Here is a 26,711-nt window from a genome sequence, read left to right as displayed (position 1 = left end):
ACTCTATATAATCCGGAAATTAATATCTTCCGCCACCATAGCCACCACCACGGTTTCCACCGCCATAGCCGCCACCGCGATTGCCGCCACCGTAACCGCCACGACCACCTGAAGGTCTTTCAGTTCTCGGACGTGCTACGCTTACTGCGATAGTTTTGCCTTCAAACTCAGTTTCATTCAGTTCGTTAATAGCTTTTTGGCCTTCTTCATCGTTCGGCATATCAACGAAACCGAATCCGCGTGAACGCCCCGTTTCTCTGTCAGTAATGATATTGGCTGTTGTAACTTCGCCAAACTGTGAGAATAATTCCTGCAAGCTGTCGGATGTTGTACCCCAGCTTAAATTTGCAACATAAATGTTCATTTTTTCTATTTATTTACTTTATTAATAATTGAGATGCGCACGGCGTTCATTCCCCGCGTACCACGTTCTATTTCAAATGTTACCATATCTCCTTCTGCAATGTCTTCAGGAGCTGAGCTAATGTGAAAGAAATATTTTTCACCGTTTTCTGCGTCCTTCACAAAACCATAACCTCTGGATTCATTAAAATGATCAATCCGTCCGCTAAGGGGAAGTGGAGCTTCCATTGCTTCTTGTTTGGAAACAGAAACTGCAATCTCACTGGCGTCAATTTCCTCTCTGGGCTTTTCCTGAGGCGTTGAATGAAGTACTCCATTTTCGTCTACATATGCAAGCATTTCTTCAAAGCTGCGACTCCCATTATTAAGACGTTCTTCTTTTTTCTTTTGCTTTTCTTCTCTCTTACTTTGCTTCGCTTTTTCCCGATCTCTTTTAGTTGATGTTACTTTTTTTACCATATATAATTGTGATTTATATAATTAAATAGTATATTTCGCTATTGATGCCTTCATCAATTTTCATATACCAATTAATCAATGTTCAAAATGGATATTCTCCAGACAAAAAGGACTAATAATGAGATCAATCTTGAAAATGAGAAAGCCCACTACAAAATAGCACGGAATCAAACACAGACAAAGAAAAATCAGAATAAACCTAATTGTTTACCGAGCAAATATAGGTATTATATTTTAAAATCTTGCAATAACGTGATAGTTTTCGTCTTTTATTAGGATAGGACTTGAAATCTTAATAGAAGAAAACATTACTCCTTCCCTTGTTTCTCTGTCGCTTAATTGTTCTAAAACTCCTGTTTTTAGGGATTATTTCCTCTTTAGGATGCTTTCCGGAGCAGATATGGTCTTGTCGTTTCATGACCGATGAATATACCACATCTTTGCATCGTTAACGTTAGCGAAGTAATAAATAACTGTATTCATTAAAATTAAAGAAAGGAAAATTTATGGCAATTCGATTTAGAAGAGTAGAACGTCTGTGTGATCCTACAGACAAAGCTGCAGGGAAGAAAGTATATCCGGTAATCTCTTATCAGTATGATAACAGTGCTACACTGGATGAATTTGCAAATGAGATTTCTTCAACCTCCGGTGTGAGCGAGGGAGAGACGATTAGTGTGCTCAAAGATTTTCGTACTTTATTGCGAAAGACTTTGCTTGCGGGACGGTCGGTAAATATCAGCGGACTGGGCTATTTTTATTTATCTGCCCAAAGTAAAGGGGCAGAAACCGCAGAGGATTTTACTGTAGCTGATATTTCGGGACTGCGTATCTGTTTCCGTGCCAACTCAGATATCCGGTTGCAGACAGGAGGAACTGTTCGTACAAACGGTTTGAAGTTTAAGGATTTGGATCACATTAATAAGGATTCGGATGGAAACGGAAATAATCCTGATATCGATGATTCCGGAGATAAAGGTGATCCGGGAGATGGTGGTGAGTCACCGGATCCGACACTTTAATATGCAATGCAAATCACTACAATTCTGGCTTTTATTACCGCTATAGGTGGCTTGGAAGCAATAAAGTGGATGGTGCGATACATCACTTGCCGTAAGACGGATGCCCGGAGGGAAGAGGCGACTGTTTGTAGTCTGGAAGAGGAAAACCGCCGTAAAAAGGTGGACTGGCTGGAAGAACGTCTGACTCAAAGGGATGAAAAAATAGATGGACTCTATGCTGAACTTCGTAAAGAACAGGAAGATAAAATAAACTGGATACATAAGTGTCATGAAGTGGAGCTGATTCGGAAAGAATTTGAAGTGAAGAGGTGTGAAATCAGGGGGTGCGCAAAGCGCATCCCTCCCTCTGATTACTAAAAAGATTAATTGATTAATGACAAATATCATGAGAAAGATAGATTCTATTATCATACATTGTTCGGCTACGAAAACCGGACAGGATTTTACTGCAATGGATATTGACGGCTGGCATCGCAAACGTGGATTTAACGGAATCGGATATCATTATGTGATTCGTTTGGATGGAAAAGTAGAGAAAGGGCGTGATGTGTCTTTAGTTGGTGCTCACTGCAAAGGTTGGAATGAACGAAGTATCGGGATATGTTATATTGGTGGTTTGGATGAGAACGGATGTCCGGCGGATACGCGGACCAATGAGCAGAAACGTGCGCTTTCTCAATTGGTGATCGATTTAAAGAATAAATATGATATTCACCAAATTTTAGGACATCGGGATACTTCACCGGATCTGGATAGGGATGGAGTGGTTGAGTCTTATGAATATATAAAGTTTTGTCCTTGTTTCGATGTTAAGTCTTGGCTGGGTAGGAGAAATTCAATAAAATAATTACTTTTGTACATTTGATATGTGATTGGTTTATTCTCTTATAAATAAAAGTTGTATAATTTAGGAGGTATTTATGTTGAAAATATTAATAACCTATGCCGTTCAAGGCGAGTTTGTAGAGATAAAATGGCCTGAAGTGGAACCTTATTACGTTCGTACAGGCATTGGTAAAGTGAAGGCGGCTTTTCATTTGACGGAAGCGATTCGTCAGGTAGAGCCTGATTTGGTTTTGAACTTTGGTACGGCCGGAACAGTCAATCATCAGGTTGGGGATATTTTTGTTTGTCGTAAGTTCGTAGACCGAGATATGCAAAAGATGACAGCTTTCGGTTTGGAGTCGGAGATAGATTCATCTGCTTTGTTGAAAGAAAAAGGTTTTTGTGAGAATTGGACAGAGGAAGGAATTTGCAATACCGGAGATAGTTTTTTGACAGAACTGACTCACGTGAGTGGAGATGTAGTAGATATGGAGGCTTATGCTCAGGCTTTTGTTTGTCGGGCTAAAGAGATTCCATTCATCTCTGTGAAATATGTTTCGGACATTATAGGTCAGAACTCCGTGAAACATTGGGAAGATAAACTAGCAGATGCACGGCGGGGACTCTCGCATTATTTCAATGTTTTGAAAGAAAGTATATGATAAGTGACTCCTGCTGCTATCAGTGCAAGGAGTATCTTTACCCATAAAAGTGGGATCAGGAAGAAAATGCAATAAGACATGGTCCCCCACATCAGAGTGAGAGAGAGGATCTTGGCACGTAGTGGTATGGCTTTATTCTCACGAAAGTTACGAATATATGGTCCGAAGTGTCGGTGATTCAGCAGCCAATTATATAATCGGGGCGATCCTTTGAAATAAAGGGCAGCCGTAAGTAATAGGAAAGGAGTGGTGGGCAATAACGGTAAAAAGATGCCGAGAATGCCGAGTGCCAGAGAGATGCTTCCTAAAACAATACAGAGAGTTTTCATGCCGCAAATATAGTGCAAACCGGATGCAGAAGCAAATTTATTTGTATTCTACATTTGGTGTTGCCTATTTTGCTGAGTAGAAAAGTGAAAAAATAACGAGGTTTGACCAATGAAAACTCTTTTTATACTATCTTTGTACTTGTATCGAGGTGACATTAGATGCAGGTAACTTTTAATTTATACAACAATGTTTACAGTAATTAAACGCATGGAAGTTTCAGCTTCTCATAAGCTGGTGCTCCCGTATCGCAGCAAATGCGCTAGTCTACACGGTCACAATTGGATTATCACTGTCTATTGCCGCTCAGCACGGCTGAACTCAGAAGGAATGGTTGTCGATTTCACCCGAATTAAAGAAGTGGTTATGGAAAAACTTGATCATCAAAATCTGAATGAAGTTCTTCCATTTAATCCAACGGCAGAGAATATAGCCCGTTGGGTTTGTAAGCAGATTCCTCAGTGCTATAAAGTGGAAGTACAGGAGTCGGAAGGGAATATTGTTATCTACGAGAAAGATTCTTTAGAAAATGAAAAGGAATAAGAAACGGTGAATGAGAGATAAAAATGGCGAAAAAAATTAACGAGATCTTTTATAGTTTACAGGGTGAAGGCTATCACACTGGGACGCCCGCTATCTTTGTTCGTTTTTCGGGATGCAATCTCTGTTGTGATTTTTGTGATACGCAACATGAGGAAGGAATAATGATGACTGATGAAGAAATCATTGCTGAAGTAAAGAAATATCCTGCTGTTACGGTTGTCTTGACGGGAGGTGAGCCTTCGTTATGGATAGATGATGATTTTATTGACCGTTTGCATGAAGCGGGTAAATATGTCTGTATTGAAACAAATGGAACTCGTGTGTTGCCCGAATCTATCGATTGGGTAACCTGTTCTCCTAAACAAGGAACTAAATTGGAGATTACCCGAATGGATGAAGTGAAAGTTGTCTATGAAGGACAAGATATCAGCATTTATGAATCACTTCTTGCCGAACATTTTTACCTTCAACCTTGTTCTTGTAGTAATACTGCTGAAACAGTAGACTGCGTAATGCGGCACCCAAAATGGAGACTTAGCTTGCAAACGCATAAACTTATCGACATCCGTTAAATAGATAAACGGATGGACTAGAGGAGCATCTAATATTTTACATATACATTATGAAAGTAGGTTTGTTTATTCCTTGTTATATCAATGCTATCTATCCGAATGTGGGGGTGGCATCATATAAGCTATTAAAAAGTTTGGGAGTAGATGTCGATTATCCGTTAGACCAGACCTGTTGCGGACAACCGATGGCAAATGCCGGTTTTGAGGATGAATCGGTGAAGTTGGCACTCCGGTTTGATGAATTGTTTCAGAAGTACGATTATATTGTCGGTCCTTCTGCCAGTTGTGTGGCTTTTGTGAAAGAGAATCATCCCGGTATTCTAAAGAAAGAGGGACATATTTGCCAAAGTGCGGGTAAGATTCATGATCTTTGTGCATTTATCCATGATGTGCTTAAACCTTCGAAACTGCCGGCACGTTTTCCACATAAAGTAAGCATTCATAATAGTTGCCATGGGGTGCGCGAGCTATTTCTTTCTGCTCCAAGTGAATGGAACATTCCTTATTTTAATAAGTTGCGTGATTTACTTGATATGGTAGAAGGCATTGAGGTTTTCGAACCTGCTCATATGGATGAATGCTGTGGATTTGGAGGTATGTTCGCTGTGGAAGAACAAGCGGTATCTGTTTGTATGGGACGGGATAAGGTGAAAAATCACATGGCTACCGGTGCCGAATATATCGTAGGAGCTGATAGTTCCTGCCTGATGCATATGCAGGGCGTTATTGAAAGGGAACATCTTCCTATAAAAATCATTCATATAGTAGAAATCTTAGCTTCGCAGTCATGAGTACCAAACATGCAAAAGCTGCAGAGAAGTTCTTGCAGGACAGCAAGATGGCAGCATGGTATAACGAAACCCTTTGGATGGTTCGTGTCAAAAGGGACAAGATGAGTAAAGAAGTTCCCGAGTGGGAGGAACTGCGTAATAAAGCTTGTGAATTAAAGCTTTATTCCAACAGCCATTTGGAAGAACTCTTGGTCGAGTTTGAAAAAAATGCTACTGCTAATGGAGCTATTGTTCATTGGGCGAAAGATGCGGATGAATATTGTGCCATTGTTTATGATATATTGAATGAACATAATGTCCATCATTTTATCAAAAGTAAATCTATGCTTGCCGAAGAGTGCGGGCTGAATCCTTTCCTGATGGAACGTGGAATTGACGTCGTTGAATCCGATCTGGGAGAACGTATTCTGCAATTGATGCATGAGGCACCGAGCCACATCGTGATGCCGGCTATACACATTAAGCGGGAGCGAGTGGGTGAGCTTTTTGAAAAAGAGATGGGTACGGAAAAAGGTAACTTTGATCCGACTTATCTGACTCATGCGGCCCGTAAGAATCTGAGACATCTTTTCTTGAATGCAGAGGCTGCCATGACGGGGGCAAACTTTGCCGTAGCTTCTACGGGAGATATCGTTGTGTGTACAAATGAAGGGAATGCGGATATGGGAACGTCTTATCCGAAGCTGAATATTGCTGCTTTCGGAATAGAAAAGATTGTACCCGACTTGGAGTCTTTAGGGGTATTTACACGTCTGTTAGCACGTTCGGCTACCGGACAGCCGGTGACAACTTATACTTCCCAATATCGCCGTCCGCGTGAAGGGGGAGAATACCATATTATCATCGTTGATAATGGTCGAAGTGAAATACTATCTAAGACGGATCATATTAAGACATTAAATTGTATCCGTTGTGGTGCTTGTATGAATACCTGTCCGGTGTATCGCAGGAGCGGAGGATATTCTTATACTTATTTTATTCCCGGACCTATTGGTATTAATCTGGGGATGGCACATGATCCGGAGAAGTATTACGATAATCTTTCTGCTTGTTCATTGTGTATATCCTGTTCGGATGTCTGTCCGGTGAAGGTAGATTTGGCGGAGCAGATTTATAAGTGGCGTCAGGATTTGGATGGTTTAGGAAAAGCAAGTGCCGGAAAGAAAATAATGTCCGGTGGCATGAAATTCCTGATGGACCGTCCGGCATTGTTCAATGCGGCTTTGTGGGTAGCTCCCGTGGTGAATGGTCTGCCACGCTTTATGAAATATAATGATTTTGATGCTTGGGGAAAAGGACGGGAACTTCCGAAGTTTGCCAAAGAGTCGTTCAATGAAATGTGGAAAAAGAATAAAGTACAGGGAAAGGAGGATAGCAATGAGTAGTAGAGAAGAAATTTTAGCGAATATCCGCAAAAATACACAGGTTCGCTATGACAAGCCGGATATAGTAAATATGAAACGAATGTCTTATCCTGATAAGATAGAGCAGTTTTGTGCGATTAGTCGGGCTGTTGGCGGTACTGCTGTGATATTAGGGGAAGGAGAGGATGTGAATCAAGTCATTCGTCGTACTTATCCGGCTGCAACACGTATAGCTTCTGTGTTACCGGAGGTTTCTTGTGCTACTTTCAATCCGGACAATCTGGATGATCCGAGGGAATTGGACGGGACAGAGGTGGCAGTAGTTGAAGGAGAGATAGGAGTCGCAGAAAATGGAGCCATATGGATTCCACAAAGAGTCAAGTATAAAGCTATTTACTTTATTTCCGAAAGCTTGGTAATTTTACTTGATCGGAATAAAATTGTAAATACGATGTTTGATGCTTATTGCGAGTTAGTCGGACAAGAATATCAGTTCGGAACATTTATTTCCGGTCCGTCGAAAACGGCTGATATTGAACAAGCGTTGGTGATGGGGGCTCATGGAGCGCGGGAAGTATTAGTTATTTTGAAATGAATTAGCAAATATAAATAATGTACGCAAATAAAGTAAAGAAAATAGCGGCTGTTCATGATCTTTCGGGGATGGGACGAGTTTCATTGACGGTTGTAATTCCCATTTTATCGTCAATGGGATTTCAGGTTTGTCCACTTCCTACAGCTGTGTTGTCTAATCATACACAGTATCCCGGTTTTTCCTTTTTGGACCTGACCGATGAAATGCCGAAGATTATTGCTGAATGGAAGAAATTGGAGGTACAGTTTGATGCGATTTATACAGGTTATCTGGGATCTCCCAGGCAGATTCAGATTGTTTCTGATTTTATTAATGATTTCAGAAGACCGGATAGTTTGGTAGTAGCAGATCCGGTATTGGGAGATAACGGGCGTTTGTATACCAACTTCGACATGGATATGGTCAAGGAAATGCGTCATCTGATTACAAAAGCGGATGTGATAACTCCGAACCTGACCGAACTTTTTTATTTGTTGGATAAACCGTATAAAGCAGATAATACGGATGAAGAATTAAAGGAATACCTGCGTCATTTATCCGATAAGGGACCGGAAGTAGTCATTATAACCAGTGTTCCGGTGCATGAAGATACACGTAAAACTTCTGTCTATGCATATAACAGGAATGGAAATCGCTATTGGAAAGTGACCTGTCCTTATTTACCGGCTCACTATCCCGGAACCGGAGATACGTTCACGAGTGTTATAACCGGTTCTTTAATGCAAGGAGACAGTCTTCCGATGGCATTGGACCGTGCAACACAATTTATTTTGCAAGGGATTCGGGCTACTTTTGGCTATGAGTATGATAATAGGGAAGGAATTTTGCTGGAGAAGGTTTTGCATAATTTGGATATGCCTATACAAATGGCTAGTTACGAACTGATCTAACTCATGAATGGAACGGAAAGAACAAGTTTGCGGTTCCTTACAGATGTAGAGTAAGCAGAGGGGAAACTAAATATATCATTTAATGTTTATAAACTTTTGTTATTCAGATTTTACTGCTATTTTTACCGCCATTATTAAGTAATCTTGAATAAATGTATTTTATGACTCAAACACTTAAAACGACTGAACGGCTTGGGGTAGTAGATGCTCTGCGCGGATTTGCCCTTTTAGCTATTGTATTGTTACATAATCTGGAACATTATAATCTGTTTCTACCGTTGGAAGTTACAGTACCGGCGTGGTTACAAACGATAGATAAGTATATGTGGGATACGATGTTCTTCTTGTTTGCAGGAAAAGCGTATGCTACTTTCTCTTTATTGTTCGGGTTTAGTTTTTATATCCAATTGCGTAATGCGGAGAAACGGGGTACTGACTTTCGTGGACGTTTTGCGTGGAGATTGTGTCTGTTGTTCTTATTTGCGCAGTTACATGCTTTGTTTTATAATGGTGATATACTTTTGTTATATGCAGTAGTTGGTTTTGCTTTGATTCCGGTATGTAAGTTAAATGATAAAACGGTTTTCTGGATTGCTGTTATATTGCTTTTGCAGCCTTATGAATGGGGACGTGCTATTTATGCGATGATCGATCCCAATTATGTACCTGTGACAGGTCACTTTATCCCTTATGCTGAACGTGCCCAGGTAGTAACAGCTAATGGTAGTTTCCTGGAAGTACTTCGTTCTAATATTACTGACGGGCAATTGTATAGTAACATTTGGCAAGTAGAAAATGGTCGTCTGTTCCAGACTGCTGCTTTATTCATGTTCGGAATGTTGCTGGGACGCCGAAAGTATTTTATTAAGAGTGAAGAATCTACATGTTTCTGGAAAAAGATGCTGAAATATGCTGCCATTGCTTTTATTCCTCTCTATTGTTTGAAGACATTCGTTCCCGGTTTAATAACCAGTCCTTCTGTTTTGGTTCCTTATAAAATAGCCGTACCTTCTTACGCTAATTTTGCTTTCATGGTTATTCTTGTTTCTATCTTTACATTACTTTGGTTTAAGAAAAATAGTGGGTATGGTTGGCAAAGTCTGTTGATTCCGTATGGTCGTATGAGTTTGACAAATTACATATCCCAGTCTATTATGGGAGTTTGTATTTATTATGGTTTCGGACTCTCTATGTATAGATATGCGGGAGCAACAGGAAGTATTCTTATTGCATTATGTATCTTTACTATTCAACTGATATTTAGCCGTTGGTGGCTTGCACGGCATAAGCAAGGGCCTTTGGAGTTCTTGTGGCGCAAAGGTACTTGGATTGGAACCGGGAGATAATAGTATCTCCGGTTACTTGAATTTTACGGTAACTTCTGCAGAAGTGTTTCCGTAAGTCCAATCCGGACCATCCAGAATTAGGCGTATTGCTTCTTTATCTGCGGATTCGCAAAGTCCCTTCTTGACTTTAATGCAGTTGGGACGTCCTTTTCTGCTGACTGAGAAAGTTAATATGACAGATCCTTTCATTCCACTACAAGTTTCATCCGTAGGGGGTATCAGGTTCTCTTTCAGGTATTTTTTGTACTTTTTCATTCCGATTACAGGTTCCGGAGTTATCTGCTTTGGGGCTTTTACAGTACTTCTTTTGATTACTCCTGGTATAGATCCTGCCAAAGCATTGGTAGAAGGTGCTTGTTTCAGATCCTCTACGTTCACAGATGTGACAGCACCTGTAACAGTCATCTTCTTTTTTGCACCGGTCCCGGTTATTACCACTTCGTCAAATTTTGATTGGGTACTTTCTTTCATTGCTATGAGTATTGGCTGGAGTGAGTCCTTAATAGTGATGCTGACAGGATCATACCCAATGTAATTTACTTTCAATTTTCCAAAGAGTAGATCTTTGGGAATTGTGAACTTTCCGTTAATGTCTGTGATAGTTTCGTGAACTTTTCCTTCGTGAGTTTTTACGGTACCATATAGTAGAGACTGATCTTTATTATCCGTTTCTTTTGTCCCAAAAGTTATATTAGCACCGACAAGAGGTTGCCCTTTATCATCGATCACCATTCCTTCTATAATATTCTGGGCATTGGCACTCAGTTTGAGTCTTTTCGTATCTTTCTCATTACTAGGTAAGATAAGTGTATCTATTGTACTGATAGGGTTTTCCTCTTTTTCAGTTTTCGCAGGTTTTAAAACTTCTTCTTTTATAGGTACCGAATTCTTGGCAGGAAGATTTTGGGGAGTAGTTACGACTGTTGATTTAGCAATAATATCTTTTTTAATCTCTTTATCTGTGGTAACTACATGACTTGAGTCCTGTTTCTTTTTTGCAGCAGATGGGGAATGAATAATTTCCTCTTTCGGAGTTTCCGGATCAATTGAGACTTCAGGAGTTACTGTCCTAGCATTAGTCGTTTCTTTTGCTATAAATGTATCTTCCGGCATGTTATTTTTCAGGAATAAGAAATAACTGCTGATACCAATTCCGATGATCAGACAAGCGGCAATATTCCAGGTGATGGCATACGAATATCTTTTCTTTGTAGAGCGGGCTGTTATAAAATTCTGTAGTTCCTTAATCCGTTCTTCATGATTTCCCTCTACTTGCTGGTATCCATCCATGGCATCAGCTAGAAAAGGGTCTCTCATCGACTCTTTTTCCAGTCGATGGGCTTCTTTCCCTTTGCGTAGTCCTCGTATGTAATCCAATAGTTTCATAGGGTTTGTTTCTTAATACAGATTTTCAAATTCCGCTTTCCGTTTTGGATATAGCTTTTCACATTGTTCAGAGTGAGTCCGGTTTGTTCGGCAATGTCAGCATAAGACATTTCTTCCAGAAAGAAACGGGTGATGCTGGTTCGTTGTTCCTCGGGCAACTTTTCCAAGCAAGCGTGCAATGCTTTGAGTTGCTCTTCCGGATTGTCCTCTTCACTTAAAAGATGCAGAAATTCATCAGATTCCATAATATTAATGGTATAATCTAGTGAAATTTCTTTGTTTCCCTTTCGTAACAGTTGCAAGCAGTGGTTTTTGGCCACTCGATAGAGCCATGGCTTGAATATTTTTATATCATAATTGCTCATTTTGGGGATTAGATCCTCAAATAGTTGCATGACTGCTTCTTGTGCATTATCCTCATCTTGTAGATATTTCAGGCAGAGACCATAAAGCAACGGGATATAACGGTTGTATAATTCACCGAAATATTCTGTATCCCCGGACTTGGTATAGCATGTTAGTAGTTCTTCGTCCGATAGCTTCGATATGTCTCTTCTAAATATCAGAATTTTATTTTTGTTGCCAAAGATAGAAATAGAAATGATAAATCACAACGGACAGAAGAAAAATAAAAAAAACTTTAGTCAGCTTATGAAATTTGGGTGTATTCTGCGTCTCTATAGTAAAAGTGAATTAATAATGACATTAAATACTTGTAGTTATGAAAACAAATTAATTTAGAACGATCATGCTCGTACTGCTGATGGCAGTTATTGCCTTGGGAGAAGTAAGTGCACAACTACAAATATCAAAGGAGCTTACTCTATTCAAGTAGCTAAAGGTGGAATTTTATGTTTCTCATATATAGGTTTTGAGACAGTGGAGGTGATTGTTAAGTCTGAGGAAATAAATGTGGTGATGAATGAATCTGCTAAGGATATATTGGAAGAAGTCGTGGTGAGCGGAACAGGTACACAAAAATTGTACGGAGCAGCAGCACAAAAGAAGATAACTGTTACAGGTGCTGTAACATCTGTAAGAGTAGAGGAACTGAGACAAATGGGTTTAGTCAATGCATTGGCGGGAAATGTGAGTGGAGTAGTAACAATGCGTGGCGAAGAATATAAACCGATCAATGAAAATGGTTACAAAGAAGTTTCGGATGCACCACTGTCTACTTTCTCCATTGATGTGGATGCAGCCTCTTACAGTAATATGCGTCGTTTTATTAATAGAGGTGAACTTCCCCCTGCTGATGCTGTTCGTACGGAAGAATTGGTGAATTACTTCACTTATGAATACCCGAAGCCAACCGGAGATGATCCGGTAAAGATAACAATAGAAGCCGGTGACTGTCCCTGGAATACTACTCATCGCTTGGTACGAATCGGATTGAAAGCGAAAGAGATTCCAACAGATAACTTGCCTGCTTCTAACTTGGTCTTTTTGATTGATGTCTCCGGTTCTATGTGGGGAGAGGAGCGATTGGATTTAGTGAAGTCATCTCTTAAAATGTTGGTCAATAACTTGCGTGATAAAGATAAAGTCGCAATTGTGACCTATGCCGGTAATGCGGATGTAAAAATGGAATCTGTTTCCGGAAGTGATAAACAAAAGATACGTGAAGCAATAGATGAACTAATTGCCAGAGGTTCTACAGCAGGAGGTGCAGGTATCCAAATGGCTTATAGTATCGTAAAAAAGAATTTTATTTCTAATGGAAATAACAGAATTATTCTTTGCTCGGACGGTGATTTTAATGTAGGCGTTTCTTCTGAAGAAGGTTTGGAGCAATTGATAGAAAAAGAACGTAAGAGTGGTGTATTGTACAGACTTATAGATTGATAGGTTTTGAGAGCCGTTTATTGAAAGATGAAGACTTCAATAATGATGCGAAAGATACAGGAGAGAGTTCGTTCGCTTGGTAGAGGCTGCTAAGGGGTTAGATACTGATAATTAAAAAAAGGTAGTACTATCTTTTATTCGTTCCACAGTTGTTTCCGCTTCGTTCCACCACTGTTATCTTTTAGTTCCACCACTATGGAACGAAAAGATAACAGTGGTGGAACGAATAAATTTATATAAGGCTATTTTTTACTATCTAGTGTGCAGACATTAAAATTAGAAAACATATATCAAACTGAAAAACAATGATGTAACTCACGTGATTTTGAACGTGAAGAAGCTGACCGCCATTTGGATAAAGCTGCTTTATTGGTATGAATGATATGATGTAATTGATGGAAGCGGAATAAAAAAACTCTGTTTTTTTGTTTTCATATTTTTCAAATCTTATCTTTGTCTGATGACTATAAAAATCGTACAAATGAAGAAAATCTTAACTTTAATTGTTGTTGCATTGTTTTTCTCCTTTTCAAAAGGTTTTCCACAGGGAAAAGATTTGCGTCCACTTTTTGAAAAGTATGGAATATCAGTAAAAGATCAGGGTAGTAGGGGAACTTGTTCTATATTTACCATTGTTGGTTTAATAGAATTTGAACGAGCCCATGTTTTGAAAGATAACACACCGTTGTCGGTAGAATATCTGAATTGGTCTGCCAATCAGATAGAGGGAATAAATGCCGATGGTTCATTTTTTAATTATGCGATAGACGGAATGGCAAAATATGGAATCTGTGCAGACGATTATATGCCTTACGCTACGCGTTTCACAGAGAAAGTGGAGCCTTCTGAGTCGGCGAAAAAAGATGCGATATCTCGTAAAATAGGTAAACAGATATGGATTAAGCAGTGGAATCCTAAAAATGGTATTACAAAAGAGCAGTTGCACGAAGTGCAAAAACAATTGGATGCTAATCATCCGGTTGCGATCGGTTTTCAATGGCCTAAACAAGGTGAAGCTATTGGGGAGCATGGCGAACTGGCGGTAGTAGAGCGTGAGAATGTATTTGATGGACATAGTATCCTGATTGTCGGGTATCAGGCTGATGAAAAAACACCCGGTGGAGGGTATCTCATTTTTAAAAATTCATTCGGAGAATCTTTTGGGGATAAAGGATATGGACGTATTCCCTATGCTTATGCCTTGCTTTATGCTAATGATGCAATGGCACTTCATCTGAAATGATTAGTCGCTGGATATAAACAACAGAAATCAATATACCGATATTTTCTAATATGTAATTGGGGTAAAGAATCTCCATGGTTGAAGTTTGTTTGTTGTAAATGTACTGATTCTCTTAAACACTTCCTGATTGATCTATTAGTTTCAGGTTATGTAAGTGTTAAATAATTAACTTGAAGGCAGATTTATCTGTAAAAGCTTTGTTAATAAACAAATGTTTATTATATTTGTACTGTGTTTTTAAAGCGATGTTTGACAATCAGGATGAGCTAAAGGCTCACATAGAACATGTAAAGCGATGCTTACAGTTCTATGCCCAAAGTGCGGAGGAATTGTTAAAGCAAGGATACCCACAAAGAGAGTTAGAGAGGTTGATCGATATTCAGCTGGATAAGTTGATCGAACTCCTCAAACAACTGAAAGACTAACATTAACCCCCTCATGTAGTGAGGGGGTGCTTTAAAAACCAACATATATAAAAGTGTATGGGAACAGATAAGGAAATAAATAATTTGTTGAATGAATTTCTCCAGTTAGAGACGGATGAACAACGGAAACAATTCCGGGGCAAAATAGCTCATACGTTATCTGGGAAAAACGAGAAGGAAAAATGTGAGTTTGCTGAGATCCTTTCTTCTAAAGCTCAGGAAACAATTGATCTGTCACAGGCGTTAATTGATGAGCATGATTTCAAGCAAGCGTTGAAAGATATTGTTCCGGCTATAACTTGGTCTTACATTGCTGAACAATATTTTAATAAGTCACGTTCTTGGTTCAGTCAGCGTTTGAATGGTTATCATGTTAATAATAAGGCTGCTGTTTTTACTAACGAAGAAATTGATTTATTATCAGATAGTTTACTCGATTTGAGTGAACGAATAAAGAGAAGTGCTCTCCGTTTGAGGAAGCATCGCTTTTAAAAACACAACTTTCGGATGAAAGGCTTCCATGAATTGGAGGCCTTTTTATTTTTTTTAGTATAAAGTTTGACCTTGCACGGGAGGAGAGGCTCGAACTCCCGACACCCGGTTTTGGAGACCGGTGCTCTACCAACTGAGCTACTCCCGTGTTTGCGGCTGCAAAGGTAATAGAAACTTCTGAATCTGCAAGCGTTCGGATAAATAAGTTTTTAACTATTTTAATTTTTCCCACTCTTCGGGTTTGAACCCAACTAGTACAGAGCTGTTTGTGACATTCCCAAGTCTTGATACATAATCCGGTAAGCAGCCGCTTTTTTATCCAGTGCCAACGGATAGGCGCGCGACGAAGAAGGCATTCTGTACAGTCTCATGGCACGTCCCTCAAAGATAAATTCGGAGAAATCACCGACTTTCGGTTCTTCCACTTCCAATTGTTGCCGGAGCGTATCAGTAGCTTTTTGCCCCGTGGTAACTATTGCCTTACATAAAGGAATTTGACGAAGTAATGTTGCTATATCCGTAGGTTGCACTACTTCCAGAAACTTATCTGAAGCATTATCCTGCAATCGCCTGATGGATGAGGCGGTGTCAAACAACGCAATACCTTTCTCATTCAGAAAATCAATGATCCGGTCTCTACAAAACGCTTTTCGTGTCTCGTTCAGAAAATAATCCTTGTCGTTGAAGAACAAAAATCCAACAATACGCCACATATCATTGTTCAGGTTTGGATAGTAAAAATCCATGGACCAACGTTTCTTCTGTGGCGGAAAACTCCCTAACATCAGCAATTTTGCGTTTGGTGGAAGAAAAGGCTCTAATGGATGTGTTTCAATTTCTATTTCCATTTCTCTTTTAATTTTCTACAAAAATAATCATATTGTTCTTTTCTCTCAAAATCGATGCGAAAAAATGTCCTTTTAAAAATATTTAGCTATTTTTGTCCGTTAATGTTTGAACTCTTCATATGATGTTATTGAAAATAAGAATAATTCTAAGTTGCTCTATTATCATTCTGTTCTTTTTCTCAGGTGAAAAAAGTTATGCTTCAAAGCAATTGGGATTTAAAGAAATAATAGAAGCTTCCACCACTGATTCGTTAGTGAGAGGGCGCGTTATTGATATGAATGGTGAGCCGTTAATTGGTGCAAATGTACATGAAAAGGGAGGGACAAAAGGGACGGTAACTGATGTGAAAGGCAATTTCACTTTGTCTGTTCCGGACAGTGCTATCTTGGAAGTCTCATTTGTGGGTTACAAGACGATGGAGGTAAGTGTAGCAGGTAAAAAGACACTTGAAGTATGTCTTACTGAAAACACATTGATACTCGATAAAGTAATTGTGACCGCTTTGGGACTTGAAAAGAATGAATCTTCTTTGGCTTATGCTGTCCAGAATATAAACGGGAAGGAATTGAATAGGGTGAAAGAAGTGAATATGATCACTGCTTTAGCCGGAAAAGCTGCCGGAGTGCAGATTAATAAGAATTCTTCCGGTATGGGGGGATCTGCGAAAATAAGTATTCGGGGAATTCGTTCGGTATCCAGTGACAATCAGCCTCTTTATGTGATAGACGGAGTACCAATGCTGAATGAAAGCCCGGAGCAGGCTTATTCTGCTATTGGTGGGACGGCAAACGCCGGTAACCGGGATGGAGGTGATGGTATCTCTAATCTTAATCCGGAGGATGTGGAAAGTATCAGTATCTTAAAAGGAGCTCCTGCGGCTGCTTTATATGGTAGTCAGGCAGCCAACGGAGTCATTCTTGTCACAACGAAGAAAGGGAACTCGGTGGGGCAAAGGAATATTAACTTTTCTACCGGGTTGACTTTCGAAAAAGCTTTTGCTCTTCCTGAAATGCAAAACCGGTATGGGGTAAGCGATGTCGTGGATAGTTGGGGAACACGCTCCAATCTAACAGCGTTTGACAACCTGAATGATTTCTTTCGTACCGGGGTGACCTCTATCTCTTCTTTATCTGTTAATTATGGAAATGAAAAACTTCAGACCTATTTCTCTTATGCCAATACGACCGGAAGAGGTATTGTTGATAAGAATCAATTAGTGAAGCATAATATCAATCTTCGGGAGACTGCTGTCATGTTTAATAAACGTCTGAAACTAGATGGTAATGTGAATGTTATGAGACAGATTGTCAAGAATAAACCTGTTTCAGGAGGTTTTTACATGAATTCGTTAGTAGGGTTATATCGTTTTCCGAGGGGAGAAGATCTATCTTATTATAAAGATCATTTTGAAGCATACGATGAAGATAGAAAACTGAATACACAAAACTGGCATACTTTTACCGAGGATTTTGAGCAGAATCCTTATTGGGTGGTGAACCGTATTCAGAGTAAGGATACACGTATGCGAAGCATTGTTTCTATTTCGGCAAGTTTGAAAGTGAATGATTGGATGACTATTCAGGCTCGGGGTAATGTGGATTATCTAGCCGATAAGTTACGGCAGAAGTTTTATGCTTCTACAGCTCCCGCATTGTGTGGAGCAAATGGGCGGTATATTGAAATGGATTATCAGGAGACATTGGTTTATGGTGATGTCATGATGATGGGAAAAAAGAAATGGGATGATTTTACATTAGATATGGCTATTGGCGGGAGTATCAATGATAAAAATGTGAATTCTATTCGTTACGATTCTAAAAATGCCTCTTTAAAGTATGCCAATGTATTTAATCTTGCAAATATCATCATGAACGGATCATCTAGTATTGATCAGAAAATAGATGCCCGCCGGCAACTGCAATCTGTGTTCGGTACGGCTCAATTGGGGTATCGGGAGGGAATATTTCTTGATCTGACTGCCCGTAATGACTGGTCGTCTACTCTTGCCTATACCAGGCATGAGAAAATCGGTTTCTTTTATCCTTCTGTAGGAATCTCTTTTTTAATTGGCAAATGGATTGAGTTGCCCGAATGGATCTCTTTAGCCAAGATACGCGGGACATATAGTAAAGTGGGAAATGATATTCCTCTATTTATAACCAATTCTGTTTCGCATATTACTGCAGGGGGAGAAATACAAGCCAATGACGCTGCTCCTTTTGAAGAGATGGAACCGGAAATGACCCGATCAACGGAGATTGGTATGGAATGGAAATTTTTACAGCATCGTTTAGGGGTCAATTTTACATATTATCGTACGAATACTCATAATCAATTTTTCAAGCTTCCTGCTCTGGCCGGAGATAAATATGCCTATCGCTATGTCAATGCCGGAGATATTCAGAATCGGGGATGGGAAATGACGGTGGAGGCTACTCCGATATTAACGTCCGATTTTACTTGGAAGACTTCTCTGAATTTTTCTTCCAATAAGAATAAGATTCTTGAACTGCATGAACAATTGAAAGAGTTTGCCTATGGACCTACCAGTTTCTCGTCCAGTTATGCGATGAAGCTTGTCAAAGGCGGTTCTATTGGTGATATTTATGGTAAGGCATTTGTTCGTGATAACGAAGGAAACATTTTGTACGAAACGGAGGGGGAATATAAAGGACTCCCTCAAGTGAAAGGCGATGGTAATACGGTGAAAGTAGGAAATGCTAATCCTGTCTTTATGATGGGATGGAATCATACCTTTTCTTATAGAGGGTTTAGTCTCTATTTCTTATTGGACTGGCGTTATGGGGGCGAGATTCTTTCACAAACTCAGGCTGAAATGGATCTTTATGGTGTTTCGGAAGTAACCGCCCAAGCACGTGACAGAGGGTATATAATGTTGGAAGGAAACCGTATAGACAATGTAAAGGGGTTTTATAAGAATGTAGTGGGGGGACGTGCCGGAGTGACGGAATATTATATGTATGACGCAACCAATCTTCGTTTGCGGGAAGTCTCATTGAGTTATGATTTTCCAAAGAAATGGATGCAGAGAACGAATGTGCTAAAAAGTCTGCAACTTTCTTTTGTTGCACGTAATCTTTGTTTCTTGTATAAGAAGGCCCCGTTTGATCCCGATCTGGTGTTATCTACAGGTAATGACAATCAAGGTATTGAAGTTTTTGGTATGCCTACTACACGTAGTCTGGGCTTTACTGTGAAATGTGAGTTTTAAAGGTAGGAGGGGAAATGATGAAGAAGTACATATACATATGCTTGTTGGGTGTCCTGTTACTGTCTGTCGCATGTACCGGAAAGTTTCGTGATTTCAATACAGACTTGTCCGGTATTACCGATGAAGATTTGATCATTGACGACAATGGTTATGGGATTCGATTGGGAATTATTCAGCAAGGCATTTATTTTAATTATGATTACGGAAAAGGGAAAAACTGGCCTTTCCAACTAATACAAAATTTGAATGCAGATATGTTTTGCGGGTATATGCATGATAGTAAACCTTTGAACGGAGGTACCCATAATTCTGATTATAATCTGCAGGATGGTTGGAATAGTGCCATGTGGACAACTATATATTCCTATATTTTCCCACAGATATTTCAGTCGGAAAATGCAACTCGCTATGAGCAACCGGCTTTGTTCGGCATAACAAAAATACTAAAGGTAGAGGTGATGCATCGTATGACAGACTATTATGGTCCTATTATTTATAAACATTTTGCTGATGCACAAAGCCATTATCAACCTGATACTCAGAAGGATGTTTATTATGAGTTTTTTAATGAGCTGGATTCTGCTGTGGTTGCTCTTACTGATTATATAGAGGAGAAACCCGAAGCTAACGGATTTGCTCGTTTTGATATTTTGCTGGATGGTAAATATTCCACATGGGTCAAGTTTGCCAACTCCTTACGGATGCGTTTGTCCATGCGGCTTTCTGCAGTTGATCCGAATAAAGCCCGTCTGGAATTTCTCAAAGGATTGAAAAATGAATATGGCGTTTTTGAAGCTGAGACAGAAGGAGTTGCGGTTTTAACAGAATCCGGTTATACCAATCCGTTGGGCGAATTAAATCGTGTCTGGAATGAAACCTATATGAGTGCTGCTATGGAATCTATTCTGAAAGGTTTTGAAGATCCACGGCTAAAAGTCTATTTTGAATCTTGTACGGATGAAAAGTATAAGGGGGAATATCATGGAATCCGTCAGGGAACATGTTTTGCCCACAATCATTATGCCGGACTCTCTAAATTATCTTGTAATCAAAATACGGATGCGCCTCTGATGACGCCTGCAGAAATTTGGTTTTTGCGTGCCGAAGCTGCTTTGCGTGGATGGACAGATGAGGATGAAGAAACTTGCTATCGAAATGGAATAACTACTTCTTTTCACCAATGCGGTATATACCAAGTCGAGGATTATTTGAACAGTGAACGGACAGCTATTGATTTTGTGGATACTTTTGAAAGTGCTAATAATATAGAAGCTCGTTGTAAAGTCTCGCCGAAGTGGAACTCACAAGATGATAAAGAGATAAAGTTAGAAAGAATCATCACTCAAAAATGGATTGCTATGTTTCCTGAAGGTTGTGAAGCATGGGCAGAGCAACGGCGGACAGGATATCCACGTTTGTTTCCTGTACGTTTCAACCATAGCAAAAACGGAAGTATCGATACGGAGATAATGATACGTCGTCTTTGCTTTCCCGGTACGCTGCAAACGGAAAATCTCGAACAGTATCTCGCTCTTGTGAAAGCTTTGGGGGATGATGATAATGGAGGTACGAGACTTTGGTGGGATACAGGAAATAATAACCTGAAATAAAAAATTACAATAGCGAAGTGTATGATGAAACAGATCATTTCTGTTTTTTTCTATGTAGGTTCTCCTTTTCCCTTTGCCGGAACTCTTTTATCGGTCGATAGTAGGAATTAAATGATCAGGTTACTCATTCTTTCTGTTGTATGGAAGGGGAAGTCAGGATACTCGTATAAACTGAAACGAGGTTCGGTTTCCCCTTTCGTATAGCTCCAGATAGAAGCATACTCTTCCGGATCTTCTCCCATTTTCCCTAATTGACGAAGATAGGCAGCCAATGATTTATTCTCTACAATATAGATTTCACCCATCTTTCCGATAATCGGGCTATGACGACGTGTTCCGTCATGCTCAAAGCGAAGAATACGTTTTCCATCCTCAGTCAGTCCTACCAACTGGAATGTCATGCTTTTACCGATGGCTGGTAAATTTAAAACATTTCGGTCAGTGGCCAGAAAAGGTAGATGATGTTTTTTCATAAAGTGCCTGATCAAAGCAGCAGTACCTTCTTTGGGCTCTTTTTTTATGGTTGCTTGAGACTTCTCATTACCTTTTTTGATATCTTTATTTGTTTCAGTTTTAATTTCCAGCAGTTTGTATAGCTCTTTTGCTTGTTCTGGAGTCATTTGTCCGTATATTTTCTCTTCCATCTGTTCCTGCATCGAACGGCTATTGGGTGTAAATACCGCATAGTTCTCATTAAATCCCTTCACAGAGAAAGTATAATAACATACTACACCTAATGAGTTGAGCACCTGGCGAAGTCGTGTCGTATGTCCCCGACGGGAAGCGGCAACCGTATACACCAACTGATTGGTAATAATCCATCCGCTGGAAATAATTTTTCGGATAGCCTCTTTTGCTTCAGGAGTAACCTCCAAAGGAGTCTGGAAGTGAGTCTGAATGATAAATTGTTTGACACCGATAGCTGAAGCTTTTTCTTTAAATTCCCGTAAGATATCAATCAATTCATCATTAATACGCATCGGCAGATAGGCCAGTAGGCGGGAACCTAACCGTACTCGTTGTAACTCTGCATATTTCTCTCCGTCCGGACGTTCTTGGTTTGCTTTTTGTTTGCGTACAGCCATGCGGTAGACAGCCTCTAAAATAGTACGTAGTGTCTTGTTTTGACTCATCAGCGCATCACCTCCGGTGATAAGAATATCCCTCAACTGAGTGTCTTCTTCAAAATAAGTCATCAACCGGCGCAATTTGTGTTCCCAACTTTCCTTCGGTTTTAAACTTTCAAATTCAAAATTCAACCGTTCACTTTGGAAGTCGTACATACGTTGGCAAGAAGCACAAAGTCCTCCACAAGCACGCCCCATGGTATCTGGGATTAAAATTGCTACTTCCGGATAACGACGGTGAATGTTATGTCCGGGGATCATCCATCCGGCAGCGTTCGGCTTCCCGGCTTCTATAATATCTTCCTTTTCCCAAGCGTGGATATTTCCATAGGTCTCCACCAACCGCGGTGAATAAATGATGTAACTTCGGATTGCTTCATCATTGTAGCCTTCTCCACTAACATTAAGCAATGAAAGGTAATAGGGGGTTGCAAAGAATGGCATTCCTTTTTTCCGGGCTTTATAAAGTAAATACATCGTCTCGGGGGAAAGTGAATTTCCTAAAAAACGATTCAACTCAATCGGACTTTTTATTGCCATTGTCAAATGAAAACGGAAATCATTCCACCACTCACTTACCAATTGGTATTTCTCCTCGTAACTCATTCCTTCTTCAAAATGGAACCGTACCGAAGGTTTGGATTTCCGGTTCTCTATCTTCTGGATGAGCAGATGTAACATCCGCTCTTTATTTTCAGCACGTATCTCCTGTACTTCTTCATCCAGTCCTGTAGCCCAGCGATCGCTGCGGTTTTTGATACGTTGAGGTGATGGTATGGAAACCTCTTCTCCTTTCAGCCTCTTGAACATCTGAAAGATTTCTATAAACAAATCCGTCGGCATTTCTACATTCTCCAACATCCCTGTCAGAAACTGATAAAGCAACCGGATTGTCTGTACTGGCATATCCTGTCCCATAGACAGTTCATGGACATTTAGCCCATCATAATGTAGTAAGAGTCGAATTTGCTCTCTTGCCTCTTCCGCTATTTTTCCATCTATTTGGCAGGTGTCCAGATATAGTGACAAGTTAGACTTGAAATCCTCAATAGTTGAATTTCTTGTTGCTATTTCCATCAACTCCGGTATGTCCTGGATATAGATCTGTTTTAACTGTGAAAGTGTAAGTGTAAGCATTTTCTTTTGTTTCATAAGCGATTTTTCTTTTATTGGTTAATTAATAAGTCTAAAATTGATATAATAGATACCACTATGACAAATACTCCTACGCGTCATTGTCAATTTGTCCAGCTTTCGCAAGTGCGTCAATGAACCCGTTCTTATAACATTTACGGTCTGTTTACAAACTATTGATAACTGAAAAGTAGAGTATTAATAGCTGGAATGCAGGTTATTAATAGTTGAGAAGTAGACTATTAATATTCAACAACCAAGTAAGTAATGTCCTTCTGAAGCTTTGGGGGATACTTGCGGAAGTAAAATACTCTATAAAGATAACAAAAAAAGCGGAGTTAATCTAACTTCGCTTTTCCTACTATATTATTCTTTACGATTATTTTTTTCTTTCTAACATTTCAAACGATTTATTTTTTCGTCTCTGTGTCGTCATCTTTTCGCTTAGGTTCTTTTTTAGCGAGCATTACGATATTGTACACATATTCGGTCATCCAATCTTCCGAATATCCCAGGCGTTCTTTGTATTGGCGGACAGCGGTGGCAGTCTTATGCACATCATCAGCTTTCCATACTAATTTAGTGCATACATCATGTACTGTTTTTTGGGTCATTCCGTAAAGTGCTTTCTTAAAAATAGAAGGCATACGGAATTTCCATTGCATCAGATTGCCCATCAACATCATCAGGTCGTTGGAGAATCCCTGATACATAAATAAGTAAGACTGGATATCGTTCTGAGTGCGGCAGTTCCGTTTAACAGATGCATCAATCTCTTTAAAAAAGCCTTCGCTCAGACCGTAATCCTGCATCAACATTTTGCGTGAAGCAGTTTTTTCGGCAAGTCCCAGTTTCCCGTTTTGCGTCGGCACTTTAAAAAGACGTTTGAAGTTAGCTACATCAGGTAAAAAACGAATGTTTGTGATACCTAGGTTCGTAGCAATTACTGATTGGAAATAAACCCGGGTCAATGATATAAAATCTTCTACATTGCCGACTTTTGTTTCATCGGATTTTTTCTTGAATAAACCAAATAAGCCCATTGTTATGTTTACTAATTACAGGTTACAAATAGAGAACAAAGTGGACGAGATCAAACTGTATCAGTTTACCGCTCACTAATTTGGGTGCAAAGGTAGTAAAACAGTTGGGTTTCACCAACATTCCAAGTCCTTTTCGATGTCCGGCATTCTCTCTTTTTTGAAAACAGGGCTTGAAATACCGGCTTTCTTCTGGGCGCGATAGTCAGCGAGCAGACGGATTGCATATTTCCCAAGGAAAAGGATAGCGATCAGGTTACAGATTGCCATTAGTGCCATAGTGATATCAGCCAGACTCCAAGCCATGTCTAGAGTGGTAAGTGCTCCGAAAAGTACCATACCGCTGACTAATATCCGATAAACATAAAGTATCCATTTTCTTTGAGTAATAAAACGAATATTGGCTTCTCCGTAATAATAATTCCCTAAGATACTGCTAAATGCAAAAAAGAAAAGAGCTATGGCAACAAAGATACTTCCCGACGCACCTATTTCATTGGTTAATGCTTGTTGGGTGAGTTGCACACCATTGGCTGAACCATCCAGCGGAGTGCCACTAAACAAGATAATGAATGCCGTACAAGTACAGATTAATAAGGTATCCGTAAACACGGCCAATGTCTGTATTAAACCTTGTTTGACCGGATGCGAGACATGCGCAGTAGCCGCTGCATTCGGAGCAGAACCCATACCGGCTTCATTACTGAATAGTCCACGTTTGATACCTTGCATCAATGCGATACCGACTCCTCCGCCCAAAGCCTGTTCCCAACCGAAAGCATTACCGATGATGAGTGAGACCACTCCCGGTAAATGAGTGATATTGAGCAAAACAATGATGAAAGCCAGTCCTATATATCCTAATGCCATAATTGGCACAATGATGCTACTGACACGCGCGATGCGATGAATACCTCCAAAGATAATAACCAATGTCAGCACAGTCAGGATACTACCCAATATAATATGGTCAAATCCGAAAGCGTGTTCTGCTGCAGCACAAATAGTATTGCTTTGTACAGAGTTGAAAGCAAAACCGAAAGTGATACTGATAAGTACGGCGAAAAGCATTCCCATCCAAGGCTGTTTCAATCCTTTTTTCATATAGTAGGCTGGTCCGCCGATGAAGGAATCTTTTCCGCGTATCTTGTATAACTGTGCTAAAGTGGATTCGATAAAAGCACTCGATGCACCGAGTAAAGCGATTATCCACATCCAGAATATGGATCCGGGACCTCCGATAGCAATTGCCGTAGCTACTCCTGCCAGATTACCTGTTCCTACACGACTGGCAATGGATATGGCGAATGCCTGAAAAGAAGATACGTGTTTCTCACCCTGTTTACCTTTTCCGGCAGATTCACTCAGCAGTACAATCATTTCCCGTAACATACGAAATTGTACGAATCGAGTGCGTATGCTGAACCAGATAGCACAACCAAGTAGCATCATGATTAGGATGTAAGTCCAGAGCAAGTCATTGATTTCGTTGATAAAGCCCATAATTAAGTATTAAGTATCCAATCTGGAATAGCGATGTGATTATTCATTTTTTCATACGGAAGTAGAATTTGTGTTTCTCGAACACAGGTTCTACAATGTCATAACGAACAAATTTAGCCAGCAGATGTTCGGCAGAACGACGGGAAATGCCGGTTTGCCGACAATATCGGTTGAGAGAGAGTAAAGTGCCCTGTTCCAACTGGTCGAGTAGGAGTTGTTCACGTTCGGTATAGCGAATCAATTCGCCACGTGGACTTTCACTTTGTTGCCAGACACGTAAATGGACAGGCGTTGCTAAAATATTTTCATCTTTAATGCGAAGATAGGCGAGGGGTTTACCGTTTTCATCTTTGGCATAAACCGGTTTATGCAGACTTTCTTCAATAGTGACTACCAATATTTGGCGACCTTCCACAATATACGTTTGCATTTCGTAATTCACTTCCGGTAAACAATAAAGTTGGGCGGCTGCTTCGATCATGTATTTCTCTTCTTCCGAGCGTACACCGGCAATCCGTCCATTATCCTTTACACCGATCAATAATCTGCCCCCATCCGTATTTGCAAAAGCCGATAGTGTCTTTGCTATCTTACGGGCATCGGATATTTCGAATTTAAAATCCTGTTGCTGATGCTCTCCTTCAGCAATCAAAGTATGTATATAGTCGGTATCTGTAAGTGGTTTCATGGCTACAAAGGTAGGTAAAAATGCTGAAAAGCCCTTTTTTTAGGTATTTTTCGCAGATTAATTCAAAAAAAATATCGTTTTTATGCGTTTATTTCAGGAAACAGTGTATTTTTGCGACACATTATTAACGAAAAAATAAAAGGATTATGAAAGAATTGGTAGAAAAGGTAGCAGCTCTTTATGCTGACTTCTCAAAAGATGCTAACGCTCAGATTGAAAATGGTAACAAAGCAGCAGGAACTCGTGCTCGTAAGGCTTCTTTGGAAATCGAAAAAGCAATGAAAGAATTCCGTAAAGCATCTTTGGAAGCTTCTAAAAAATAAGATTAGGAGTCTACTCAGATATCAGAAAAAGAAAAGGGCATGTCGTTTTGGCGAC

Annotated in this window: 26 protein-coding genes, 1 tRNA gene and 2 pseudogenes; 18 read left to right on the top strand and 11 right to left on the bottom strand. The window is 39.8% G+C overall.

What is annotated here, in order from left to right; genetic code table 11:
- Positions 1-19 precede the first annotated feature (19 nt).
- On the bottom strand, positions 20-364 hold the full coding sequence (locus CZ225_RS18340; protein WP_077154934.1) for an RNA recognition motif domain-containing protein: 345 nt from the start codon (positions 362-364) through the stop codon (positions 20-22).
- Between the two features lie 5 nt (positions 365-369).
- On the bottom strand, positions 370-822 hold the full coding sequence (locus CZ225_RS18335) for a cold-shock protein (protein ID WP_077154933.1): 453 nt from the start codon (positions 820-822) through the stop codon (positions 370-372).
- A gap of 506 nt (positions 823-1,328) precedes the next feature.
- Here CZ225_RS18335 and CZ225_RS18330 point away from each other — a divergent pair.
- The 4 genes and pseudogenes from CZ225_RS18330 to CZ225_RS18315 all read left to right on the top strand — a co-directional run bounded on the left by CZ225_RS18330 (position 1,329) and on the right by CZ225_RS18315 (position 3,331).
- A complete protein-coding gene (locus CZ225_RS18330) occupies positions 1,329-1,844 on the top strand; it encodes an HU family DNA-binding protein (RefSeq protein WP_077154932.1) in 516 nt (171 codons plus the stop codon).
- 6 nt (positions 1,845-1,850) lie between these two features.
- Positions 1,851-2,201: a hypothetical protein gene (locus tag CZ225_RS18325; RefSeq protein WP_077154931.1), complete on the top strand. Its 351-nt coding sequence runs from the start codon at positions 1,851-1,853 to the stop codon at positions 2,199-2,201.
- A 28-nt stretch (positions 2,202-2,229) separates the two neighbouring features.
- Positions 2,230-2,667, top strand: a pseudogene (locus tag CZ225_RS18320) (N-acetylmuramoyl-L-alanine amidase); the annotation flags it as partial.
- A gap of 97 nt (positions 2,668-2,764) precedes the next feature.
- Positions 2,765-3,331 carry a 5'-methylthioadenosine/S-adenosylhomocysteine nucleosidase family protein gene (locus CZ225_RS18315; RefSeq protein ID WP_077154930.1) on the top strand — a complete coding sequence of 189 codons (567 nt, stop codon included), beginning with the start codon at positions 2,765-2,767 and terminating at the stop codon, positions 3,329-3,331.
- On the opposite strand, the gene CZ225_RS18310 is transcribed toward CZ225_RS18315, so the two are convergent.
- Positions 3,301-3,660: a YbaN family protein gene (locus CZ225_RS18310; protein ID WP_077154929.1), complete on the bottom strand. Its 360-nt coding sequence runs from the start codon at positions 3,658-3,660 to the stop codon at positions 3,301-3,303. The two genes, CZ225_RS18315 and CZ225_RS18310, sit on opposite strands and share 31 nt — an antisense overlap.
- A 187-nt stretch (positions 3,661-3,847) precedes the next feature.
- Between CZ225_RS18310 and CZ225_RS18305 the strand changes: the two genes are divergently transcribed.
- From CZ225_RS18305 to CZ225_RS18275, 7 genes are all read left to right on the top strand, one after another.
- Positions 3,848-4,201: a 6-pyruvoyl trahydropterin synthase family protein gene (locus tag CZ225_RS18305; protein WP_077154928.1), complete on the top strand. Its 354-nt coding sequence runs from the start codon at positions 3,848-3,850 to the stop codon at positions 4,199-4,201.
- 23 nt (positions 4,202-4,224) lie between these two features.
- Positions 4,225-4,773, top strand: coding sequence for a 7-carboxy-7-deazaguanine synthase QueE (locus CZ225_RS18300; protein WP_077154927.1), 549 nt, complete (start codon positions 4,225-4,227; stop codon positions 4,771-4,773).
- A gap of 50 nt (positions 4,774-4,823) precedes the next feature.
- Positions 4,824-5,564 (top strand): (Fe-S)-binding protein, encoded by a 741-nt coding sequence (locus CZ225_RS18295; protein WP_077154926.1) that lies wholly within the window; start codon positions 4,824-4,826, stop codon positions 5,562-5,564.
- The gene (locus tag CZ225_RS18290; protein WP_077154925.1) at positions 5,561-6,949 is read left to right on the top strand and encodes a lactate utilization protein B; all 1,389 of its coding nucleotides are present in this window, start codon (positions 5,561-5,563) and stop codon (positions 6,947-6,949) included. The genes CZ225_RS18295 and CZ225_RS18290 overlap by 4 nt, the downstream gene beginning before the upstream one ends.
- Positions 6,942-7,523, top strand: coding sequence for a LutC/YkgG family protein (locus CZ225_RS18285; RefSeq protein ID WP_077154924.1), 582 nt, complete (start codon positions 6,942-6,944; stop codon positions 7,521-7,523). Before CZ225_RS18290 ends, CZ225_RS18285 begins: the two co-directional genes overlap by 8 nt.
- Positions 7,524-7,540: 17 nt before the next feature.
- The gene (locus CZ225_RS18280; protein WP_077154923.1) at positions 7,541-8,413 is read left to right on the top strand and encodes a pyridoxamine kinase; all 873 of its coding nucleotides are present in this window, start codon (positions 7,541-7,543) and stop codon (positions 8,411-8,413) included.
- Positions 8,414-8,574: 161 nt separating this feature from the next.
- On the top strand, positions 8,575-9,759 hold the full coding sequence (locus CZ225_RS18275; RefSeq protein ID WP_077154922.1) for a DUF418 domain-containing protein: 1,185 nt from the start codon (positions 8,575-8,577) through the stop codon (positions 9,757-9,759).
- Between the two features lie 12 nt (positions 9,760-9,771).
- Here CZ225_RS18275 and CZ225_RS18270 read toward each other — a convergent pair whose 3' ends face one another.
- The gene (locus CZ225_RS18270; RefSeq protein ID WP_077154921.1) at positions 9,772-11,145 is read right to left on the bottom strand and encodes a hypothetical protein; all 1,374 of its coding nucleotides are present in this window, start codon (positions 11,143-11,145) and stop codon (positions 9,772-9,774) included.
- Positions 11,142-11,714 carry an RNA polymerase sigma factor gene (locus CZ225_RS18265; protein ID WP_077154920.1) on the bottom strand — a complete coding sequence of 191 codons (573 nt, stop codon included), beginning with the start codon at positions 11,712-11,714 and terminating at the stop codon, positions 11,142-11,144. Before CZ225_RS18265 ends, CZ225_RS18270 begins: the two co-directional genes overlap by 4 nt.
- A gap of 211 nt (positions 11,715-11,925) precedes the next feature.
- Here CZ225_RS18265 and CZ225_RS18260 point away from each other — a divergent pair.
- The 4 genes and pseudogenes from CZ225_RS18260 to CZ225_RS18240 form a co-directional block, all read left to right on the top strand.
- Positions 11,926-13,055 (top strand): annotated as a pseudogene (locus tag CZ225_RS18260) (YfbK domain-containing protein); the annotation flags it as partial.
- Positions 13,056-13,471: 416 nt separating this feature from the next.
- Positions 13,472-14,233 carry a C1 family peptidase gene (locus tag CZ225_RS18250; protein WP_077154917.1) on the top strand — a complete coding sequence of 254 codons (762 nt, stop codon included), beginning with the start codon at positions 13,472-13,474 and terminating at the stop codon, positions 14,231-14,233.
- Positions 14,234-14,478: 245 nt separating this feature from the next.
- Entirely contained in the window at positions 14,479-14,658 is a 180-nt protein-coding gene (locus CZ225_RS18245; RefSeq protein WP_234983074.1) for a hypothetical protein, read from the top strand.
- A 57-nt stretch (positions 14,659-14,715) separates the two neighbouring features.
- Complete coding sequence (locus tag CZ225_RS18240; protein ID WP_077154915.1) at positions 14,716-15,150, top strand: DUF5053 domain-containing protein; 435 nt, start codon at positions 14,716-14,718, stop codon at positions 15,148-15,150.
- A gap of 75 nt (positions 15,151-15,225) precedes the next feature.
- Here CZ225_RS18240 and CZ225_RS18235 read toward each other — a convergent pair.
- Positions 15,226-15,298: transfer RNA gene (locus CZ225_RS18235), tRNA-Trp, on the bottom strand.
- A 103-nt stretch (positions 15,299-15,401) separates the two neighbouring features.
- Positions 15,402-15,998: a uracil-DNA glycosylase family protein gene (locus CZ225_RS18230; RefSeq protein WP_077154914.1), complete on the bottom strand. Its 597-nt coding sequence runs from the start codon at positions 15,996-15,998 to the stop codon at positions 15,402-15,404.
- Positions 15,999-16,120: 122 nt separating this feature from the next.
- Here CZ225_RS18230 and CZ225_RS18225 point away from each other — a divergent pair, with 122 nt between their 5' ends.
- Entirely contained in the window at positions 16,121-19,231 is a 3,111-nt protein-coding gene (locus CZ225_RS18225) for a SusC/RagA family TonB-linked outer membrane protein (protein ID WP_077154913.1), read from the top strand.
- A 14-nt stretch (positions 19,232-19,245) separates the two neighbouring features.
- Positions 19,246-20,841 (top strand): SusD/RagB family nutrient-binding outer membrane lipoprotein, encoded by a 1,596-nt coding sequence (locus tag CZ225_RS18220; RefSeq protein WP_077154912.1) that lies wholly within the window; start codon positions 19,246-19,248, stop codon positions 20,839-20,841.
- 107 nt (positions 20,842-20,948) lie between these two features.
- Here the strand turns inward: CZ225_RS18220 and CZ225_RS18215 are convergent, their stop codons facing one another.
- From CZ225_RS18215 to CZ225_RS18200, 4 genes are all read right to left on the bottom strand, one after another.
- A complete protein-coding gene (locus CZ225_RS18215; RefSeq protein ID WP_077154911.1) occupies positions 20,949-23,120 on the bottom strand; it encodes a KamA family radical SAM protein in 2,172 nt (723 codons plus the stop codon).
- A 392-nt stretch (positions 23,121-23,512) separates the two neighbouring features.
- The gene (locus tag CZ225_RS18210) at positions 23,513-24,145 is read right to left on the bottom strand and encodes a hypothetical protein (RefSeq protein WP_077154910.1); all 633 of its coding nucleotides are present in this window, start codon (positions 24,143-24,145) and stop codon (positions 23,513-23,515) included.
- Between the two features lie 111 nt (positions 24,146-24,256).
- Positions 24,257-25,645 carry an alanine/glycine:cation symporter family protein gene (locus CZ225_RS18205; protein WP_077154909.1) on the bottom strand — a complete coding sequence of 463 codons (1,389 nt, stop codon included), beginning with the start codon at positions 25,643-25,645 and terminating at the stop codon, positions 24,257-24,259.
- Positions 25,646-25,688: 43 nt separating this feature from the next.
- Entirely contained in the window at positions 25,689-26,333 is a 645-nt protein-coding gene (locus tag CZ225_RS18200; RefSeq protein WP_077154908.1) for an AlbA family DNA-binding domain-containing protein, read from the bottom strand.
- Between the two features lie 146 nt (positions 26,334-26,479).
- Here CZ225_RS18200 and CZ225_RS18195 point away from each other — a divergent pair, with 146 nt between their 5' ends.
- The gene (locus CZ225_RS18195; RefSeq protein ID WP_004301965.1) at positions 26,480-26,656 is read left to right on the top strand and encodes a histone H1; all 177 of its coding nucleotides are present in this window, start codon (positions 26,480-26,482) and stop codon (positions 26,654-26,656) included.
- Positions 26,657-26,711: the final 55 nt, after the last annotated feature.

Origin of the sequence: Bacteroides bouchesdurhonensis (genome assembly GCF_900155865.1) — a bacterium.
Taxonomy (GTDB): Bacteria; Bacteroidota; Bacteroidia; order Bacteroidales; family Bacteroidaceae; genus Bacteroides; species Bacteroides bouchesdurhonensis.
The sequence above is the reverse complement of the archived record's forward strand: the minus strand, read 5'-3'. Positions and strand labels throughout refer to the sequence as shown.